The sequence below is a fragment of the Immundisolibacter sp. genome (assembly GCF_041625615.1).
Classification (GTDB): Bacteria; Pseudomonadota; Gammaproteobacteria; order Immundisolibacterales; family Immundisolibacteraceae; genus Immundisolibacter.
Window position 1 is genome coordinate 1 of record NZ_JBFJTF010000039.1, and the last position, 17,801, is coordinate 17,801.

Below are 17,801 nucleotides of genomic sequence, written 5' to 3' on the forward strand. Positions count from 1 at the left end.
GACCGCCACGCCCATCCCCCGCTCACTGGCCATGACCTTCTACGCCGATCTCGACACCTCGGTCATCGATGAACTGCCACCCGGCCGCACGCCGGTGCACACGCTGGCGGTGCCGCGGCGGCGGCGCGACGAGCTGCTGGCGGCCATCGTCGCCACCTGTGCGCGCGGAGAGCAGGCGTACTGGGTGTGTCCGTTGATCGAGGAATCGGAGGCGCTGGCGCTGTCGGCGGCCAGCGACACGGCCGAGGAACTGGCCGCGGCATTGCCGCAGTTGCGCGTGGGCCTGGTGCACGGGCGCCTGAAAAGCCGTGACAAGGAGCGCGTGATGGGCGCTTTCCAGCGCCGTGAGCTCGATCTGCTGGTGGCCACCACGGTGATCGAGGTGGGAGTCGACGTACCCAATGCCACGCTGATGGTCATCGATCATGCCGAGCGCCTGGGTCTGGCGCAGCTGCATCAGCTGCGCGGGCGTGTGGGTCGTGGCAGCGCCGACAGTCGCTGCGTGCTGCTGTATCAACCGCCCCTGTCCGGCGACGCGCGCGCGCGCCTGGCGGCCATGCGCGAGACCGGGGATGGCTTCGAGATCGCCCGCCGGGATCTCGACCTGCGCGGGCCGGGCGAACTGCTGGGCACGCGTCAGACCGGCGAGGTCAACCTGCGCGTGGCCGATCTGGTGCGCGATCGCGCCCTGCTGACCCGCCTGCCGGCGCTGGCCAGCCGTCTGGAGCGCGAGGTACCGCAGGCCGCGCCGCAACTGATCGAGCGCTGGTTGGGGCAGGGCCTGGCCTATGGCGATGTCTGACGCGGGCGCCGTCTGGCGGCCGCTGAGCCGCGCCATGTTGCGCCGCGCGCCGGCCGCGCTGCGCCCCTGGCTGGCCGGTCGCGGCTCGCTGACGGCGGCACTTCGCGGCGCCTGCGCCAGCGCGGTGGACTGCACCTTGCTGGCCCAGGGCTGGCGTGCCGCCAGTGCGCACGAGTCGGTGCGGCTGCGCCTGGCGCCGGGCGCGCCGGTGTTCTGGCGCCGGGTGCGTTTCACGCGCGCCGGGCGGCCGCTGCTGGTTGGCAACACCGTGGTGCCGCCGCGCACGCTGGCGCGCTGGCCGGCGCTGCGCCGGCTGGGGGATCGGCCGGTCGGCGAGTTGGTGTTTGCCGTCCCCGGCACGTGCCGGCAGCAGGTGGAGTTGGCGGTGGCGCCGGCCGCCCAGGCGCCGGCGCGGGTTTCGCGGCGCAGTGTGATTGCCTTGCCGGGCTGCGTCCTGCTGGTGGAGGAGCATTTCTTGCCGGCGGCACTGTCCCTGGGAGCGCCGCCGTGTCACTGATCGGTCGCCTGCGTCTGTACGCCGAGTTGACGCGCCTGCACCGGCCCATCGGCATCCTGCTGTTGCTGTGGCCGACCTGGTGGGCGCTGTGGCTGGCCAGCGGTGGCCTGCCGGACTGGCGCCTGCTGGCGGTGTTCACCGCCGGCGTGGTGAGCATGCGCTCGGCCGGCTGCGCCATCAACGATTACCTGGACCGTGATTTCGACCGCCACGTGGCGCGCACGCGCCAGCGTCCGCTGGCGCGCGGCGCGTTGCGCCCGGTCGAAGCGCTGGGTGTGTGCGTGGCGTTGCTGGTGGTGTCGTTGGCGCTGGTGCTGACCTTGAACCGGCGTACCCAGGAACTGGCGGTCATCGGTGCCCTGCTGGCGCTGACCTATCCGCTCGGCAAGCGCCTGACGCACCTGCCGCAGGTGTATCTGGGGCTGGCCTTTGGCTGGGGCATTCCCATGGCGTTCGCCGCGGTGCAGGACAAGGTGCCGCCCATTGCCTGGCTGCTGCTGATGGCCAACGTGTTCTGGACCGTGGCGTACGACACCTTCTACGCCATGGCGGACCGTGCCGACGATGTGCGGATCGGTGTCAAGTCGACGGCCATCCTGTTCGGCGATGACGACCGGCTGATCATCGGTGTGTTGCAGGCCAGCGCCCTGGCCACGCTGGCGCTGGTCGGCTGGCAGGCGCGGTTGGGTGTGTGGTTCTTTGCCGGGCTCGGGCTGGCGGCGCTGACCGCCGCGCATCACCAGTACCTGGCACGCCACCGGGAACCGGCGGCCTGCTTTCGCGCCTTTCTGGCCAACAACTGGTTCGGTGCCGCGGTGTTCGCCGGCATCGCCGTGCACTACGGAGTGTCGATGTGAGTCGTGATCTGCGGGCCTTCATCAGTCGCCTGGAGTCCCTGGGCGAACTGAAGCGGATCACGGTGCCGGTCGACCCGCGCCTTGAAATGACCGAGGTGTGCGACCGGGTGCTGCGGGCGGGTGGGCCGGCCCTGCTGTTCGAGCGGCCGACCGGCCACCGTCTGCCGCTGCTGGCCAACCTGTTCGGTACCGTGCGGCGGGTGGCGCTGGGCTTGGGGCGCGAGACGCCGCAGGATCTGCGCGAGCTGGGTGAGCAGCTGGCCCTGCTGCGCGAGCCACAGCCGCCGCACGGCCTGCGCGAGGCGTGGCAGCAACTGCCAATCTATCGCCAGGCGCTGGCGATGCGCCCGCGCCGGGTGGGCAGCGGGCCGTGTCAGGATCAGGTCGTCGAGGGCGACGAGGTGGACCTGTCGCAGCTGCCGATCCAGACCTGCTGGCCGGACGACGCGGCGCCGCTGCTCAGCTGGGGGCTGGTGGTCACCCGCGGTCCGGACGGTGGGCGGCAGAACCTGGGGGTCTACCGTCAGCAGTTGCTGGGGCGCAATCGATTGATCATGCGCTGGCTGGCGCACCGTGGCGGGGCACTGGATTTTCAGGCCTGGCAGGCGGCGCGGCCGGGCGAGCCGTTTCCGGTGGCGGTGGTGATCGGCGCCGATCCGGCGACGCTGCTGGCAGCGGTGATGCCGATTCCCGACGCGCTGTCGGAGTACCAGTTTGCGGGGTTGTTGCGGGGCGAGCGCACCGAGCTGCTGGAAACGTCCAACGGGCTCGACGTGCCGGCGCGGGCGGAGATCGTGCTGGAAGGGGTGATCATGCCCGGTGACGAGGCGCCGGAGGGGCCGTTCGGCGATCACACCGGTTACTACAACGAAACCGAGCGCCATCCGGTGCTGACGGTACAGCGTCTGTCGCGGCGGCGCGACGCCATCTACCACAGCACCTACACCGGCCGGCCGCCGGACGAGCCGGCCATGCTGGGGGCGGCCCTTAACGAGCTGTTCGTGCCGTTGCTGCGCCGGCAGTTTCCGGAGGTGGTGGACTTCTACCTGCCGCCGGAGGGGTGTTCCTACCGGGTGGCGCTGGTGTCGATCCGCAAGCAGTATCCAGGGCATGCTTCGCGGGTGATGTTTGGGGTGTGGTCGTACCTGAGGCAGTTTCTGTACACGAAGTTCATCGTCGTGGTGGACGACGACATCGACGTGCGCAACTGGCAGGACGTGGTGTGGGCCATCAGTACCCGCGTCGATCCGGCGCGGGACCTGCTGCTGGCCGAGCGCACGCCGATCGACAGCCTCGATTTCGCCTCGCCGGTGGCGGGCCTGGGCTCGAAGATGGGCCTGGACGCCACCAACAAGTGGCCGGGCGAGACCGGCCGCGCATGGGGCCGGCCGATCACCATGCCGGCACAGGTCAAGGCGCGGGTAGACGCGCTGTGGGCGCAGTTGGGCCTGTGAGCGCGTCAACGACGGAGGGTCGCGGGTGACGGATGCGTATAATTGCGACATTTTGTGTACGGATGCATGGCGCAGTCAGCGGCGCGGCGTCCCCCAGCCATGGACAAAACCGTGACAGAAACGTCCGCTCTGACGCAGCGCATCGAGTCGTTCGATTACGAAGATCTTTTGCGCTGTGCGCGTGGGGAGCTGTTCGGCCCGGGTAACGCGCAGCTGCCCATGCCGCCGATGCTGATGTTCGATCGCATCGTCCAGATCAGCGATCATGGCGGGCAGTACGGCCGCGGTGAGGTTCGGGCGGAGCTGGACGTGCGGCCGGATCTGTGGTTTTTCGGCTGCCATTTCGAAGGCGATCCGGTGATGCCCGGATGCCTGGGGCTGGACGCCATGTGGCAGCTGGTGGGCTTCTATCTGGGCTGGATCGGCGGGCCGGGCCGGGGTCGGGCGCTGGGCGCCGATGAGGTCAAGTTCAGTGGGGAGGTGACGCCTGAGGCGCGTCTGGTCACCTACAACATCAACATGAAGCGTGTGATTCAGCGCAAGCTGTTCATGGGCATTGCCGATGCCAGCATGGACGTGGACGGCAAGACCATCTATTCCGCCAGCGGGCTGCGGGTGGGTCTGTTCACCAACACTTTCGAGAGCACACCGTGAGACGTGTCGTCATCACCGGGCTGGGCATCGTGTCCAGCATCGGCGTCAATCAGGCGCAGGTCGCTGATTCCCTGCGACAGGTTCGTTCCGGCATCGAGTTCAGCGAGGAATACCGTGATCTGGGTTTTCGCAGCCAGGTACACGGACCGCTGCGCATCAATACCGAGGAGCACATCGACCGCAAGTTGTTGCGCTTCATGGGTGATGCCGCCGCCTATGCCCACATTGCCATGGCGGAGGCCATTGCCGACGCGGGCCTGAGCGAGGCAGAGGTATCGAATGTGCGCACCGGGCTGGTAGCCGGCTCCGGTGGCGCCTCTACCGCCAACACCGTGCTGGCGGCGGACACGCTGCGCGAGAAAGGCGCTCGCCGGGTGGGTCCGTACATGGTGCCGCGCACCATGTCGAGCACGGTGGCGGCGTGTCTGGGTACGGCCTACAAGATCAAGGGCGTTGGCTATTCCATCTCGTCCGCCTGTGCCACGTCGGCCCATTGCATCGGCAATGCCGCCGAGCTGATTCAGGCCGGCAAGCAGGACGTGGTGTTTGCCGGCGGTGGCGAGGAGCTGCACTGGAGCGAATCGGTGCTGTTCGACGGCATGGGCGCCCTGTCGTCGGCGTACAACGATCGCGCGGCGGTGGCCTCGCGCGCGTACGACGCCGACCGCGACGGCTTTGTCATTTCCGGTGGCGGCGGCATCGTCGTGGTCGAGGCGCTGGAGCACGCCCTGGCGCGTGGTGCCAAGATCTATGCGGAACTGGTCGGTTACGGCGCCACGTCCGATGGTTTCGACATGGTGCAGCCGTCCGGTGAGGGCGCGGTGCGCTGCATGCAGCAGGCGTTGGGTGACATCCCGCTGGCCGAGGTCGATTACCTGAACACCCACGGCACCAGCACGCCGGTGGGCGATGCGCGCGAACTCGACGCGGTGCGTCAGGTATTCGGTGACCAGGTGCCGGCGTTCAGCTCCACCAAGTCCCTGACCGGTCACTCGCTGGGCGCCGCCGGCGTGCACGAGGCCATCTACAGCCTGCTGATGATGCACGGCGGCTTCATCTGTCCGTCGGCGCACATCGAGCGCCTGGACCCCGCGGTCGAGGGCCTGCCGCTGGTGCGCGAACTGCGCAGCGACGCGCGGCTGGACACGGTGATGTCGAACAGCTTCGGCTTCGGCGGTACCAACGCCACCCTGGTGCTGCGCCGCTACAACGGCTGACCGACGGCGCTCGGGTACAAAAAAGGCGGGACTGGGGTCATCCAGTCCCGCCTTTTTCTTTAGGGGTGTCGCGGGCTTACGGCTGCGACTGGGACACCATGTGGTCGACGGCGGCCTTGACCTGCTCGTCGCTCAGGTTCATGAAGCCACCCTTCGGCGGCATGGCGCGGATGCCTTGCAGCGAGTGCTGGTACAGCACGTCGATGCCCTGGGAGAGGCGCGATTCCCACGCGGCGGTGTCGCCAAGCTTCGGTGCGCCGGCCACGCCGGTGGCATGGCACGAGAAGCAGGCCTGCTGGTAGACGGCGGCGCCATCGACGGGACCGGTGTCTTCTGCCGCGGCGGTGGCGGCTGCGCCGGTGGCCGGGCTGCCGTTCTCGCCGCCGACATACACCTCGCCCACGGGCTGGATGCGGGCATCCGCCAGGGCGGCAATGGTGGGGTCGATGGCGGTCGGGCGGCTGGTGTTGACCAGGTACACGGCCAGGCCGGCCAGCACGAAGGTCAGGGCGACCAGGGACAGCAGGACAACGGTGAAGGCGCTGGCCGAATTGTCACTGGTCGGGCTGGAATGGGCGTTCACGAGGACTCCTAACGACGTAGCGTGTTGATAACGAGGGGCGCAGGGGGAGTGCTGCCGGGCAGCGACCGCGAATTATAACGGTCCCCAGCGCGCGCCGGCTCGGTTCGGGGTGGCCCAGGGGGTGAAGACATCCTGCTAAACTACGCGGCCTGCGCCCGTAGCTCAGCTGGATAGAGTACCGCCCTCCGAAGGCGGGGGTCAGAGGTTCGAATCCTCTCGGGCGCGCCACCTTCACCGGCTGTGTTCGTTGCGCCGCTGGCACGAGTTGCTGCGCCATGATTGCCGCTTAACGTCCTGCTGCACGCATGCTGATCTTCAATCAGTCACTTTCCGGTCGTGCCAACGGCACGCAGGTGGCGCCGGCACCGGCCCCCGACGATCTGCCCGCCGGGCTGCTGCGGGCCGATGTGCCGCCGCTGCCGCAGGTGTCCGAGCTGCAGGCGGTGCGTCACTACACGCGCCTGTCGCAGAAGAATTTCTCGATCGACACGCATTTCTACCCGCTCGGGTCGTGCACCATGAAGTACAACCCGCGGGCCGCCAATGAGCTGGCCCTGTGGCCGGTGTTGCGCGATCGTCACCCGCTGGCGCCGGCCACCACCGGGCAGGGATTTCTGGCCTGCCTGTGGGAGTTGCAGGAAATCCTGGCGGCCGCCACCGGCATGGCCGGCGTGTCGCTGACCCCGCTGGCCGGCGCCCAGGGCGAGCTGGCCGGCATCGCCATGATCGAGGCCTACCACCGCTCCCGCGGTGACACGGCGCGACGCGAGATTCTGGTGCCGGACGCGGCACACGGCACCAATCCGGCCACGGCCGTGATGTGCGGCTACGCGGTGCGGGAGATCCCGACCGATGCCGAGGGCGACGTCGATCTTGACGCGCTGCGCGCGGCGGTCGGCCCGCACACGGCGGGACTGATGCTGACCAATCCGTCTACCCTGGGGGTGTTCGAGCGGCGGATCGGCGAGATACAACGCGTCGTGCACGAGGCGGGTGGCCTGCTGTATTACGACGGCGCCAACCTGAATGCCATCCTGGGACATGCCCGGCCCGGCGACATGGGCTTCGACGTGGTGCACCTGAACCTGCACAAGACCTTCGCCACGCCGCATGGCGGCGGTGGGCCCGGGGCCGGGCCGGTGGGCGTCAGCGAGCGCCTGCTGCCGTTCCTGCCGGTGCCCATGGTGGCGCGCGACGGCGACCGGTATCACTGGCTCACCGAGGCCGAGCGGCCGCAGAGCATCGGCCGCCTGTCGGCGTTCGCCGGCAATGCCGGCATCCTGCTGCGGGCCTGGGTGTATGTGCGCCTGCTCGGGCGCGACGGGCTGCGACGGGTGGCCGAGTTCGCCACCCTGAATGCCGCCTACCTGCAGGCTCGCCTGCGCGAGGCCGGATTCGAGCTGGCCTACCCGAACCGGCGGGCCAGTCATGAGTTCATCGTCACCCTGCGCCGGCACAAGCAGGAACTGGGCGTGACCGCGCTGGATGTCGCCAAGCGGCTGCTCGACTACGGCTATCACGCGCCGACCGTGTATTTTCCGTTGCTGGTGCCCGAGTGCCTGCTGATAGAGCCGACCGAGACCGAGTCACGTGACATGCTGGACGGCTTCGTGGCGGCGCTGGTCGGCATCGCCCGCGAGGCCGCCGAGCAGCCGCAGTTGCTGCACGACGCGCCGCACACGCTGCCGGTGCGCCGCCTGGACGAGGTGCGCGCGGCGCGTCAGCCGGACCTGGCCTGGCGGCCGGCCTGACTCACGCCCACGAAAAGGAGACCTGCCGTGCGGGCACTGATCTGCGGCTCGATGGCCTACGACACCATCATGGTGTTTCAGGACCGCTTCAAGAATCACATCCTGCCGGATCAGGTGCACATCCTGAACGTGTCGTTCCTGGTGCCGGAGATGCGGCGCGAGTTCGGCGGCTGTGCCGGGAACATCGCCTATAACCTGAAACTGCTCGGCGGCGAGCCGGTGCCGATGGCCACCGTGGGTGAGGACTTCGGTCCGTATCGCGACTGGCTGGATCGCCACGGTGTCGACCGCAGCCACGTGATGCAGGTGCCTGGCAGCTACACCGGCCAGGCCTTCATCACCACCGATCTGGACGACAACCAGATCACGGCCTTTCATCCCGGCGCCATGAACGAGGCGCACCGCAATTCGGTGGCCGACGCCGGGGCGGTGGACATCGGCATCGTGGCGCCGGACGGCCGAGAGGGCATGCTGCAGCACGCGCGCGAGTTTGCCGAGGGCGGCGTGCCGTTCATCTTCGATCCGGGCCAGGGATTGCCGCTGTTCGGCAAGGCCGAACTGCTGGAGTTCATCCAGCAGGCAACCTGGATCACCGCCAACGACTACGAAATCGAGATGCTGCAGGCACGCACCGGGCTGTCCGCCGGCGACATCGCCAAGCGCGTCGAGGCCCTGATCATCACCCGCGGCAGCAAGGGTTCGAGCATCTACACCGGCGGCCACCGCATCGACATCCCGTCGGTCAAGACGGCCGCTGTCAACGACCCCACCGGCTGCGGCGATGCGTACCGCGCCGGCCTGCTGTACGGCCTGTTGCACGAGCTGGACTGGCCCGTCACCGGGCGCATCGCCTCGCTCATGGGCGGGATCAAGATCGAGCACCACGGCACACAGAACCACCATTTCACGCGCGAGCAGTTCGAGCAGCGCTTCATCGCCGAGTTCGGCCACGGATTCTGATCATGCCGTGGCCGACGGGCGTGCCCCACCTGTCGCCGGAGGTTCCATGTCCGCATCGATAACGCTCTTGCACAACCCGCGTTGCTCGAAGTCGCGCGCGGCGCTGGCGCTGCTGCGCGAGCACGGCGTCGAGCCGCAGGTCGTGGAGTACCTGCGCGAGCCGTTGACGGCGGCACAGATCCGTCAGCTGCTCGGCCAGCTGGGTCTGTCGGCGCGCGAGCTGTTGCGCCGCGGCGAGGCGGTCTACAAGTCGCTGGGTCTGGCCGATCCGGGCCTGTCGGAGGACGCGCTGATCGACGCCATGGCGGCGAACCCCATCCTCATCGAGCGTCCGGTGGCGGTGCGCGACCAGCGGGCGATCGTCGGCCGTCCGCCGGAGCAGGTGCTGCAGTTGTTGAAGGGCTGATTGCCCGGGCCGCTCAGGCGGCCCGGCCGGACTCCAGCAACGCGCTGATGGCCTTGGCGTCGATGCGCGTGGCCAGCGCGCTGTAGGGCGCCACCGGCCGGTCGAGCAGCGGCTGCCGCCGGGCTTCCCACTCGAGCGGCGCGTCGAACAGCGTTTCCACCCGAGCCGCCATCTGTGGCAGCACCGGCTTCAGGTACACCATCAGCAGACGGAACAGGTTCAGCGCCTGGGTGCACACGCCGTGCGCGTCGTCCAGGCGGGCCGGGTCCTTGACCAGGGTCCAGGGTGCCTCGCCGGCGATGTACTCGTTGGCGCGGTCGGCCAGCGCCATCACCTCGCGCAGGGCGCGTGCGTACTCGCGGCCCTCGTAGGCGGCGGCGATGTCCGCGCCGGCCGCCACGAACTGGTCGAACAGCGCCGGCTGCGGCAGCGTGGCCGCCAGGCGGCCGTCGAAGCGCTTTTCGATGAAGCCGGCGGTGCGGGCCGCAATGTTGACCAGCTTGCCGACCAGGTCGGAATTCACGCGCGCCACGAAGTCGTCGAGATTGAGGTCGATGTCGTCGATGCCGGCGCCAAGCTTGGCGGCGAAGTAGTAGCGCAGTGGCTCCGGAGGCAGGTGGTCGAGCCAGCTGCGGGCCTGGATGAAGGTGCCGCGTGACTTGGACATTTTCTGTCCGTCCACGGTCAGGAAGCCGTGCGCATTCACGGCCGCCGGCTTGGTGTAGCCGGCGCCGTGCAGCATGGCCGGCCAGAACAGGGCGTGGAAGTACAGGATGTCCTTGCCGATGAAGTGGCGCACCTCGCGCTCGCTCCAGAAGGCGCGCACCTCGTCCAGCGTGACGGTGCGCCCCTCGCGGCGGTTCAGCCAGTCCCAAAGGCTGGCCAGATAGCCGATCGGCGCGTCGAGCCAGACGTAGAAATACTGATTCTCCGAGCCCGGCACCCGGAAGCCGAAGTACGGGGCGTCGCGCGAGATGTCCCAGTCGGCCAGGCCGGCCTCGAACCACTCGGCAATCTTGTTGGCGACCTCGGTTTGCAGGTGCCCGGCGCGGGTCCAGTCGGCCAGCAGGCCGGCGAAGTCGCGCAGGCGAAAGAAGTAGTGCTCGGATTCCTTCAATACCGGCTCGGCGCCGGACAGCGCCGAGCGCGGGTTCTTCAGGTCGGTGGGTGCGTAGGTGGCGCCGCACGCCTCGCACGAATCGCCGTACTGGTCCGCGGCGCCGCAGCGCGGACATTCCCCGCGGATGAACCGGTCGGCCAGGAACATGTTCTTGAGCGGGTCGAAATGCCGCGTCACGCCATAGCGCACGATGTGCCCGGCCGCCGACAGGCGGGTGAAGATGTCCTCCGCCAGCTGGCGGTTCTCGTCACTGTGCGTGGTGTAGTAGTTGTCGAAACCGACGCCGAAGCCGGCGAAATCGGCCCGGTGTTCGGCGCCGATGCGTTCCACCAGTGCCTCGGGCGTGATGCCCTCGGCCTCGGCCCGCAGCATGATCGGCGCGCCGTGCGCGTCGTCGGCACACAGGTACAGCACGTCGTGGCCGAACAGGCGCATGGCGCGCACCCAGATGTCGGTCTGGATGTATTCGACCAGGTGGCCGATGTGGATCGGCCCGTTGGCATAGGGCAGGGCGGAGGTGACGAGGATGCGGCGGGTCATGGGGAGGGTGGGCAGACAGACAAAAGCGGCAGCTTAGCACGGCCCAACACCGCTGCCGTGCTAGACTTTTCGGCCCTCTGGCGGCTGCTGATGGCGGTCGGCCGACACTCCCCCAACCGATTTTGTGGACCATGAGCGAAACCCTGCGCACCCAGGCCGAAACCGCGCTCGACAGCGTGGTCGATCCGTGGAATGGCGCCAGCCTGAAGCCGGCGCTGCACGCGCTGACGCTGGAGGCCGGCCGCCTGCGGGTGGAACTGCGCCTGGGCTATCCGAGCGCCGGCCTGGCGGCGGAGCTGGTTCCTGCCGTGCAGGCGGCACTGGCCCGGCTGCCGGGGGTGCAGACAGTCGACGTTGCGCTGCAGCACAGCATCGCCGCCCATGCCGTGCAGCAGGGGGCGCAGGCCATCGCCGGGGTCAAGAACGTGATCGCTGTCGGTTCCGGCAAGGGCGGGGTAGGCAAGTCCACCACGGCCGTGAATCTGGCGCTGGCGCTGGCGCGCGAGGGCGCGCGGGCCGGTGTGCTGGATGCCGATGTGTACGGACCGAGCCTGCCGACGCTGCTCGGGGTCAGCGACAAGCCGCACCTGGTCGAAGGCGACGAGCGGCGCATCGCGCCGTTGCACGGTCACGGCCTGCAGTGCATGTCGATCGGCTTCCTGATCGAGCCCGATGCGCCCATGGTGTGGCGCGGGCCGATGGCCACGCAGGCGCTCGAGCAGCTGATCCGTGACACTGCCTGGGACGATCTCGACTACCTGGTGGTCGATCTGCCGCCGGGTACCGGCGACATCCAGCTGACGCTGGCGCAGCGGGTGCCGGTGAGCGGCGCGGTGATCGTCAGCACGCCGCAGGACCTTGCCCTGGCCGATGCGGTCAAGGGCCTGAAGATGTTCGAGAAGGTGAAGGTGCCGATCCTGGGCATCGTCGAGAACATGAGCACGCACATCTGCAGCCAGTGCGGGCACGAGGAGCACATTTTCGGTGCCGGCGGCGGTGCACGCATGGCCGAGCGTCATGGGGTGCCGCTGCTCGGATCGCTGCCGCTGGACATTCGCATCCGCGAGCAGGCCGACGGTGGCCAGCCGACCGTCAGTGCCGAACCCGACGGGGCGGTGGCGCGGGCCTACCGCGAGATCGCCCTGCGCGCCGCTGCCGGCCTCGCCCTGCGTGGCAAGGATTACGCGCGCCGCTTCCCCAAGATCACAGTCGTCAACGACTGACCGCCCGAGAGCCGACCATGACCATAAAAGCCGATCGCTGGATTCGAGAACAGGCCGAGAGGCACGGCATGATCGAGCCGTTCGAGCCGCGGCAGGTGCGTGAGGTGGGTGGCCAGCGGGTCATCTCGTACGGCCTGTCGAGCTATGGCTACGACATCCGCGTGGCGCGCGAATTCAAGATCTTCACCAATGTGCGTTCGGCGGTGGTGGACCCGAAGAATTTCGATCAGGGCAGCCTGGTCGACGTCGAGGCCGACGTGTGCGTGATTCCGCCGAACTCCTTCGCGCTGGCGCGCACGGTGGAGTACTTCCGGATCCCCCGCAACGTGCTCACGGTCTGTCTTGGCAAGTCCACGTATGCGCGCTGCGGCATCATCGTCAACGTGACACCGTTCGAGCCCGAGTGGGAAGGCTACGCCACGCTCGAGTTCTCCAACACCACCACCCTGCCGGCCAAGATCTACGCCGGCGAGGGGTGCGCGCAGGTGGTGTTCTTCGAATCGGACGAGGCCTGCGAGGTGTCCTACCGCGATCGTGGCGGCAAGTACCAGGGGCAGGTGGGCGTGGTCGTACCGCGTCTGTGATGCGCTGCATCGCCGCCAGCCGGTTGCGATGGTCCGCGACCGCTACAATCGCTGGCCATGGTGCCGATAACCAACACATGAGCTGTTTCGATTACTGCGCGGCGAGGGAGATCACATGAACAACAACCTGATTCAGCTGGCACTGGCCGGTGTTCTGACGGCCGGCATGAGCGCCGGCGCACTGGCGGACCAGCCGTTCGAGCGCCCGCAGCGCACAGCGGATGTCGAGGCACCGATGCAGGTGGCGCAGAGCGACGCCGACGATGACTTTGCGGAGTGGGAACAGGAGATCACGCCGCAGATCAGTGATCCGTTCGAGCGCATCAATCGGGGTGTGTTCTGGTTCAACGATCAGGCGGACCGGTTCGTCATCAAGCCGGTGGCCAAGGGGTACGACTGGCTCCTGCCACAGCCGGTCAAGCGCGGCGTGAGCAACGTGTTCGACAACCTGTTCACGCCGGTGGTGGCGGTCAGCGACCTGCTGCAGGGCAAGTTCCAGCACAGCGCCGAGGACGTTGGCCGCTTCGTGGTCAACAGCACCGTCGGCGTGGTGGGCATCTTCGATGTTGCCACCGGCTGGGGTCTGGAAAAACGGCATGAGGACATCGGCCAGGCGTTCGGTGCCTGGGGTATCGGCACCGGGCCGTATCTGGTGCTGCCGATCCTCGGGCCGAGCAACGTGCGCGACGGCGTGGGACTGGTCGGCAACTACTTCCTGCAGCCGCAGCACCACATCGCGGACGACGAGACGCGCTGGGGCGTCACCATCCTGGGTGGCATCGACGCCCGCTACCGCCTGCTCGATGCCAGCACCGTGCTGGAGCAGGCGGCGCTGGACCGCTACGCCTTCGTGCGGTCTTCGTACATGCAGTACCGGCAGAACCTGGTCGAGGACAAGGACGCCGGCCAGCCGGTTCCGGCTGCCAGCTTCGGTCAGTAGCGCCGGTCACCCGATCCTGTCGGGCAAACAAGAGGCCGCGGAGCGATCCGCGGCCTTTTTTGTATTCCCCGGTTGCCCGGCCTGTCGGCATGCTCTGCCGGGCCGGCGTTGGTACAGTGTCGGCGCAATGATACCGATCGTTCGTTAAACAGGAGCTGCGTCCATGGGACCGCTGCACGGAGTCGAGGTGATCGAGATGGTGGGCCTCGGCCCCGGTCCGCTGTGCGCCATGTTGCTGGCGGACATGGGGGCGGAGGTGATACGCGTCGATCGACCGGGCGGGAACCTGTTCAGCGGCAGCAAGTCCGATCTGCTCGGGCGCAACCGACGTTCGCTGGCCGTGGACCTGAAGCATCCCGACGGGGTTGCCACCGTGCTGCGCCTGGTCGAGCGGGCGGATGCCCTGATCGAGGGCTTCCGCCCGGGCGTGATGGAGCGCCTGGGCCTGGGGCCGGATCGTTGTTTGGCGCGCAACGGCAAGTTGATTTACGGGCGCATGACCGGCTGGGGGCAGGATGGCCCGTTGGCGCAGGCCGCCGGTCACGACATCAACTACATCGCGCTGGCCGGCGTCTTGCACGCCATTGGCGAGCAGGGGGGCAGGCCGGTGCCGCCGCTGAACCTGGTGGGTGACTTCGGTGGCGGGGGCATGTTCCTGGCGTTCGGTATCGTCTGTGCGCTGCTGGAGGCGCAGCGGTCGGGGCTGGGGCAGGTGATCGACTGCTCGATGGTGGAGGGCAGCGCGGTGCTGATGGGCATGTTCTATGCCATGCAGCAGGCCGGCCGCTGGCAGGACGAGCGCGGCCGCAATATGCTCGACGGTGCCTCGCACTTCTACGGCACCTACGAGACGGCCGACGGCAAGTGGGTGGCGGTGGGCGCCATCGAGCCGCAGTTCTACGCCACGCTGATCCGCGAGACCGACGCCGACCCGCAGCTGTTCGAGAACCAGCACGACGCCGATGCCTGGCCCCGGCAACGGGCCGAACTGGCGCGCATTTTCAGGACCAAGACCCGTGACGCGTGGTGTGCCCTGCTCGAGGGCAGTGACGCCTGTTTCGCGCCGGTGCTGTCCCTGACCGAGGCGCCGCAGCATCCGCACAACGTGGCCCGCGGCAGTTTCGTCGAGGTGGACGGCATGCTGCATCCGGGCCCCGCCCCGCGTTTCAGCCGTACGCCGGCGCAGGTGCGCCACGGCCCGCGACCGGTAGGGGCCGATTCGGAGGCCGTGCTCGCGGATTGGGGGTTCGATGCACAGCAGATCCGAAACCTGCTGCGCAGCGGGGCGGTGACCGCCGCCTAGACGGCGCTCATTCCGGCACCAGCCAGTCGACCGCGGCGGTGCCGCTGTCGGGCGCCAGAATCCGCGCCAGAACCGGCAGCGCGTCGCGTAGCTGGTCGGCGAAGCCCCACGGCGGGTTCATCACCAGGACCCCACACCCGTGCAGGATGCCGCCCTGCGGCAATGGTGTCAGGCGCAGTTCGACGGTCAGCAGGCGGCGCAGGCCGGCCGTCTTGAGCTGGCGCTTCAGACCGGCCAGCGGCCCCTCGTCCTTGAGCGGGTACCACAGGGCATAGCAGCCGGTGGCGAAGCGGCGGTGGGCGTCGATGAGCGCTTTGGCCAGGCGCGTGAACTCGCGCGGATCCTCGTAGGGCGGGTCGATGAGTGCCAGGCCCCGGCGCTCGCGGGGGGGCAGGTAGGCCGCCAGTGCCTGGTAGCCGTCCTGCCGGGCCACCGTGCAGCGTTGCCGACCGCGCAGGCACTCGTCGAGCGCCGCATGTTCGAGCGGGTTGAGTTCGCAGGCGACCAGCCGGTCCTGGGGGCGGGCCAGCGCGGCGGCCAGCAGCGGCGATCCGGGGTAGTGATCGTGTTGCTGCGCCGCGGTGTCGGTGAGCGCGCCCAGAACCTCCAGGTAGTCGGTCAGGGCCGGTGGCAGGGAGCCCGTTGCCTCCCTGACAAGCTCGATGCCGGCGCGGTATTCGCCGGTTTTCTGAGCCGGCGGGCTGCGCAGGTCGTAGCGGCCGGCGCCGGCATGGGTGTCCAGATACAGCCAGGGGCTGTCCTTGCGCGACAGGCCGCGCAGCAGTGCCACCAGGCACACGTGCTTGACGACGTCGGCGAAATTGCCGGCGTGAAAGGCGTGACGGTAGTTCATTGCCGGCGGGCAGGTCGGGCGAGTGCGTCGACCCGCCCGCCCCGCATGTGCTGGTTACTTGCCGGATTCGATGTCCAGCAGTTCGATTTCGAACACCAGGGTCTGGTTGGGACCGATGGCGCGCCCGGCGCCCTCGGTGCCATAGGCCAGTTCCGGTGGCAGCACCACTTCCCACTTCGAGCCCTCGGGCATCAGTGCCAGGGCTTCCTGCCAGCCGGGAATGATCTGGTTGACCTGGAAGCTGACGGGCTCGCCGCGCGTGTAGGAGTTGTCGAACTCGGTGCCATCCGGCAGCGTGCCCCGATAGTTGACCTTGACGGTGTCGGTGGCCTTGGGCTTCGTGCCCTTGCCGGCGTCCAGCACGCGGTAGAGCAGGCCGGAATCGGTTTTCTTGACCCCGCTCTTCTTGGCGTAGTCGGCGCGGAACGCAGCGCCATCCTTGGAATTCTGGTCAGCCAACGCCTTGGCCTGGCCTTCCATGTCCGAGCGCAGCTTGTCCAGGGCGGCCTGCAGGGCGGCCGGCTCGGCCGCCGGTTCCTTGCCGGCCAGGGCATCCTGAACACCCTGCGCGGCGGCGGCCGGATCCAGGGTCAGGCCATCACGCTTTGCGTTGGCGCCGAACTGGTAGCCGATGGCGTAGGCCGCCTTCTGGGCGTCTGTGTCGAGTCCGGCGGCTGTGATGGCGGGCGACACGAGGGTGAGCAGGGCCACTGGCAGGGCGATACGAAGCATGGCGATCTCGGTAGGCGGTGGAGGAAGCGCGACGCATTCAGGCGCGGCGGGTCATGATCCCACACTATGGCTTGTTCAGTGTGGCCGCGGCGCGCTATAAACCGAACGATTGGTAATGCAGGCGACGCGCGGTGGCTGTGGTGCGTCGTGCGCGCGGCGGCGTGCTGCAGGGGCGCGCTGTGTGTTTGCTCGCCGCCGATGGCAGCGACGCAGGCCGGTTCGATGCTATCTGCCTCGGGAGGGTTGGGTAGGCGCGCGGTTGACAATCATTCGCATCTGTAATGGAATGCAACTCAGGACTAGGCTGTGTGCCGGGGGTGCCAGACCCATGTACGTGTGTGTGTGTCACGGTGTGACCGATCGAGCCATAGCGCAGGCGGCGCAGGAAGGCGCGTGCAGTTTGGGCGAGCTGGCGCAGAGCCTGCGCGTGGCCACCTGCTGTGGAAAGTGTGCGGAGCTGGCGCAAAGCCTGCTCAAGGCGGCCGACCAGGCGACGCCGGAGGCACCGGCATGGCTGGCGGGCGTGACCTGACGCGGCCGGGAAGGCACAGTTGAATCAAGGGGGCGTTTTGCCCCCTTTTTTTGTTGTCGCTGCGATGTCGGGATCGGGTCGCCGCGTGCGCCGGGCGAACGGTGCCGAGTGCCTATAATGGCCAGTCCCCCACGCCAGCCTGGAGAACTGTCCGATGAAAGGCGACGCCAAAGTCATCGATTACCTGAACCGCGTCCTCAAGAACGAGCTGACTGCCATCAACCAATACTTTCTGCACGCCCGCATGGCGGAAAACTGGGGTCTGGAGCGGCTCAACAAAAAGGAATACGAGGAATCCATCGACGAGATGAAGCACGCCGATGCGTTGATCAAGCGCGTGCTGTTTCTCGACGGGCTGCCCAACCTGCAGGACCTGGGCAAGCTGTACATCGGCGAGAACGTCAAGGAGCTGCTCGAATGCGACCTGCGCCTGGAGCGCGAGGCCATGCCGGTGCTTCGTGAGGGTATCGGGTACTGCGAGCAGGTGAACGACTACATCAGCCGGGAGCTGCTCGAGGACATCCTGGAAAGTGAGGAAGAGCACGTCGACTGGCTGGAAACCCAGCTGGCGCTGCTCGACAAGCTGGGTGAGCAGAACTACCTGCAGTCGATGATGCATGGCTGAGCCCGTTGCCATGCCTGTGCCGGAGGCATTGTTCGCGTCGCTGCGGGTCGGTGGTGTGGAGTTGCCCAACCGCATCGCCATGGCGCCCATGACGCGTTCGTTCTGTGGCCCGCAGGGTGTGCCGGACGCCGCCGTGGCGCGTTACTAC

Annotated in this window: 19 protein-coding genes and 1 tRNA gene; 16 read left to right on the forward strand and 4 right to left on the reverse strand. The window is 68.2% G+C overall.

Annotated elements, in window-relative coordinates:
- The 6 genes from ABYX71_RS04780 to fabB all read left to right on the forward strand — a co-directional run.
- Positions 1–802: helicase-related protein (locus ABYX71_RS04780; RefSeq protein WP_372695362.1), on the forward strand; the 802-nt coding region annotated here is incomplete at its 5' end.
- A 34-nt stretch (positions 803–836) separates the two neighbouring features.
- Complete coding sequence (locus ABYX71_RS04785) at positions 837–1,319, forward strand: chorismate lyase (RefSeq protein WP_372695363.1); 483 nt, start codon at positions 837–839, stop codon at positions 1,317–1,319.
- Positions 1,310–2,176 carry a 4-hydroxybenzoate octaprenyltransferase gene (ubiA, locus tag ABYX71_RS04790; RefSeq protein WP_372695364.1) on the forward strand — a complete coding sequence of 289 codons (867 nt, stop codon included), beginning with the start codon at positions 1,310–1,312 and terminating at the stop codon, positions 2,174–2,176. Before ABYX71_RS04785 ends, ubiA begins: the two co-directional genes overlap by 10 nt.
- A complete protein-coding gene (gene ubiD, locus ABYX71_RS04795; protein ID WP_372695365.1) occupies positions 2,173–3,630 on the forward strand; it encodes a 4-hydroxy-3-polyprenylbenzoate decarboxylase in 1,458 nt (485 codons plus the stop codon). The genes ubiA and ubiD overlap by 4 nt, the downstream gene beginning before the upstream one ends.
- A 141-nt stretch (positions 3,631–3,771) precedes the next feature.
- Positions 3,772–4,284 carry a 3-hydroxyacyl-[acyl-carrier-protein] dehydratase FabA gene (gene fabA / locus ABYX71_RS04800; RefSeq protein WP_372695380.1) on the forward strand — a complete coding sequence of 171 codons (513 nt, stop codon included), beginning with the start codon at positions 3,772–3,774 and terminating at the stop codon, positions 4,282–4,284.
- On the forward strand, positions 4,281–5,501 hold the full coding sequence (gene fabB / locus ABYX71_RS04805; RefSeq protein ID WP_372695366.1) for a beta-ketoacyl-ACP synthase I: 1,221 nt from the start codon (positions 4,281–4,283) through the stop codon (positions 5,499–5,501). Before fabA ends, fabB begins: the two co-directional genes overlap by 4 nt.
- A 76-nt stretch (positions 5,502–5,577) precedes the next feature.
- Here the strand turns inward: fabB and ABYX71_RS04810 are convergent, their stop codons facing one another.
- On the reverse strand, positions 5,578–6,084 hold the full coding sequence (locus ABYX71_RS04810; protein WP_372695367.1) for a cytochrome c5 family protein: 507 nt from the start codon (positions 6,082–6,084) through the stop codon (positions 5,578–5,580).
- Between the two features lie 151 nt (positions 6,085–6,235).
- Here ABYX71_RS04810 and ABYX71_RS04815 point away from each other — a divergent pair.
- From ABYX71_RS04815 to arsC, 4 genes are all read left to right on the forward strand, one after another.
- A tRNA-Arg gene (locus ABYX71_RS04815) sits at positions 6,236–6,312 on the forward strand.
- Positions 6,313–6,389: 77 nt separating this feature from the next.
- Positions 6,390–7,835 (forward strand): aminomethyl-transferring glycine dehydrogenase subunit GcvPB, encoded by a 1,446-nt coding sequence (gene gcvPB / locus ABYX71_RS04820; protein ID WP_372695368.1) that lies wholly within the window; start codon positions 6,390–6,392, stop codon positions 7,833–7,835.
- A 27-nt stretch (positions 7,836–7,862) separates the two neighbouring features.
- On the forward strand, positions 7,863–8,795 hold the full coding sequence (locus ABYX71_RS04825; RefSeq protein ID WP_372695369.1) for a carbohydrate kinase family protein: 933 nt from the start codon (positions 7,863–7,865) through the stop codon (positions 8,793–8,795).
- A gap of 46 nt (positions 8,796–8,841) precedes the next feature.
- The gene (gene arsC / locus ABYX71_RS04830) at positions 8,842–9,201 is read left to right on the forward strand and encodes an arsenate reductase (glutaredoxin) (RefSeq protein WP_372695370.1); all 360 of its coding nucleotides are present in this window, start codon (positions 8,842–8,844) and stop codon (positions 9,199–9,201) included.
- A gap of 13 nt (positions 9,202–9,214) precedes the next feature.
- On the opposite strand, the gene metG is transcribed toward arsC, so the two are convergent.
- Entirely contained in the window at positions 9,215–10,861 is a 1,647-nt protein-coding gene (gene metG / locus ABYX71_RS04835; RefSeq protein WP_372695371.1) for a methionine--tRNA ligase, read from the reverse strand.
- Positions 10,862–10,992: 131 nt separating this feature from the next.
- Here metG and apbC point away from each other — a divergent pair, with 131 nt between their 5' ends.
- The 4 genes from apbC to ABYX71_RS04855 all read left to right on the forward strand — a co-directional run bounded on the left by apbC (position 10,993) and on the right by ABYX71_RS04855 (position 14,911).
- Positions 10,993–12,084: an iron-sulfur cluster carrier protein ApbC gene (apbC, locus tag ABYX71_RS04840; protein ID WP_372695372.1), complete on the forward strand. Its 1,092-nt coding sequence runs from the start codon at positions 10,993–10,995 to the stop codon at positions 12,082–12,084.
- A 17-nt stretch (positions 12,085–12,101) separates the two neighbouring features.
- Positions 12,102–12,668: a dCTP deaminase gene (dcd, locus tag ABYX71_RS04845; RefSeq protein WP_372695373.1), complete on the forward strand. Its 567-nt coding sequence runs from the start codon at positions 12,102–12,104 to the stop codon at positions 12,666–12,668.
- Positions 12,669–12,783: 115 nt separating this feature from the next.
- On the forward strand, positions 12,784–13,608 hold the full coding sequence (locus ABYX71_RS04850; protein ID WP_372695374.1) for a VacJ family lipoprotein: 825 nt from the start codon (positions 12,784–12,786) through the stop codon (positions 13,606–13,608).
- A gap of 163 nt (positions 13,609–13,771) precedes the next feature.
- Positions 13,772–14,911, forward strand: a complete 1,140-nt coding sequence (locus tag ABYX71_RS04855) for a CaiB/BaiF CoA transferase family protein (protein ID WP_372695375.1) — start codon at positions 13,772–13,774, stop codon at positions 14,909–14,911.
- A gap of 7 nt (positions 14,912–14,918) precedes the next feature.
- On the opposite strand, the gene ABYX71_RS04860 is transcribed toward ABYX71_RS04855, so the two are convergent.
- Complete coding sequence (locus ABYX71_RS04860; RefSeq protein WP_372695376.1) at positions 14,919–15,764, reverse strand: 23S rRNA (adenine(2030)-N(6))-methyltransferase RlmJ; 846 nt, start codon at positions 15,762–15,764, stop codon at positions 14,919–14,921.
- 54 nt (positions 15,765–15,818) lie between these two features.
- Entirely contained in the window at positions 15,819–16,496 is a 678-nt protein-coding gene (locus tag ABYX71_RS04865) for an FKBP-type peptidyl-prolyl cis-trans isomerase (RefSeq protein WP_372695377.1), read from the reverse strand.
- Between the two features lie 328 nt (positions 16,497–16,824).
- Here ABYX71_RS04865 and ABYX71_RS04870 point away from each other — a divergent pair, with 328 nt between their 5' ends.
- Positions 16,825–17,028 carry a (2Fe-2S)-binding protein gene (locus tag ABYX71_RS04870; RefSeq protein WP_372695378.1) on the forward strand — a complete coding sequence of 68 codons (204 nt, stop codon included), beginning with the start codon at positions 16,825–16,827 and terminating at the stop codon, positions 17,026–17,028.
- Positions 17,029–17,182: 154 nt separating this feature from the next.
- A complete protein-coding gene (gene bfr / locus ABYX71_RS04875) occupies positions 17,183–17,653 on the forward strand; it encodes a bacterioferritin (protein WP_372695379.1) in 471 nt (156 codons plus the stop codon).
- Positions 17,654–17,801: the final 148 nt, after the last annotated feature.

What these genes read in the sequence shown, in the direction of transcription:
- ABYX71_RS04785 (WP_372695363.1), top strand. Translation starts at nt 837, where the DNA reads ATGTTGCGCCGCGCGCCGGCCGCGCTGCGCCCCTGGCTGGCCGGTCGC.
- gcvPB (WP_372695368.1), top strand. Translation starts at nt 6,390, where the DNA reads ATGCTGATCTTCAATCAGTCACTTTCCGGTCGTGCCAACGGCACGCAG.
- arsC (WP_372695370.1), top strand. Translation starts at nt 8,842, where the DNA reads ATGTCCGCATCGATAACGCTCTTGCACAACCCGCGTTGCTCGAAGTCG.
- metG (WP_372695371.1), bottom strand. Translation starts at nt 10,861, where the DNA reads ATGACCCGCCGCATCCTCGTCACCTCCGCCCTGCCCTATGCCAACGGG.
- apbC (WP_372695372.1), top strand. Translation starts at nt 10,993, where the DNA reads ATGAGCGAAACCCTGCGCACCCAGGCCGAAACCGCGCTCGACAGCGTG.
- dcd (WP_372695373.1), top strand. Translation starts at nt 12,102, where the DNA reads ATGACCATAAAAGCCGATCGCTGGATTCGAGAACAGGCCGAGAGGCAC.
- ABYX71_RS04850 (WP_372695374.1), top strand. Translation starts at nt 12,784, where the DNA reads ATGAACAACAACCTGATTCAGCTGGCACTGGCCGGTGTTCTGACGGCC.
- ABYX71_RS04855 (WP_372695375.1), top strand. Translation starts at nt 13,772, where the DNA reads ATGGGACCGCTGCACGGAGTCGAGGTGATCGAGATGGTGGGCCTCGGC.
- ABYX71_RS04860 (WP_372695376.1), bottom strand. Translation starts at nt 15,764, where the DNA reads ATGAACTACCGTCACGCCTTTCACGCCGGCAATTTCGCCGACGTCGTC.
- ABYX71_RS04865 (WP_372695377.1), bottom strand. Translation starts at nt 16,496, where the DNA reads ATGCTTCGTATCGCCCTGCCAGTGGCCCTGCTCACCCTCGTGTCGCCC.
- ABYX71_RS04870 (WP_372695378.1), top strand. Translation starts at nt 16,825, where the DNA reads ATGTACGTGTGTGTGTGTCACGGTGTGACCGATCGAGCCATAGCGCAG.
- bfr (WP_372695379.1), top strand. Translation starts at nt 17,183, where the DNA reads ATGAAAGGCGACGCCAAAGTCATCGATTACCTGAACCGCGTCCTCAAG.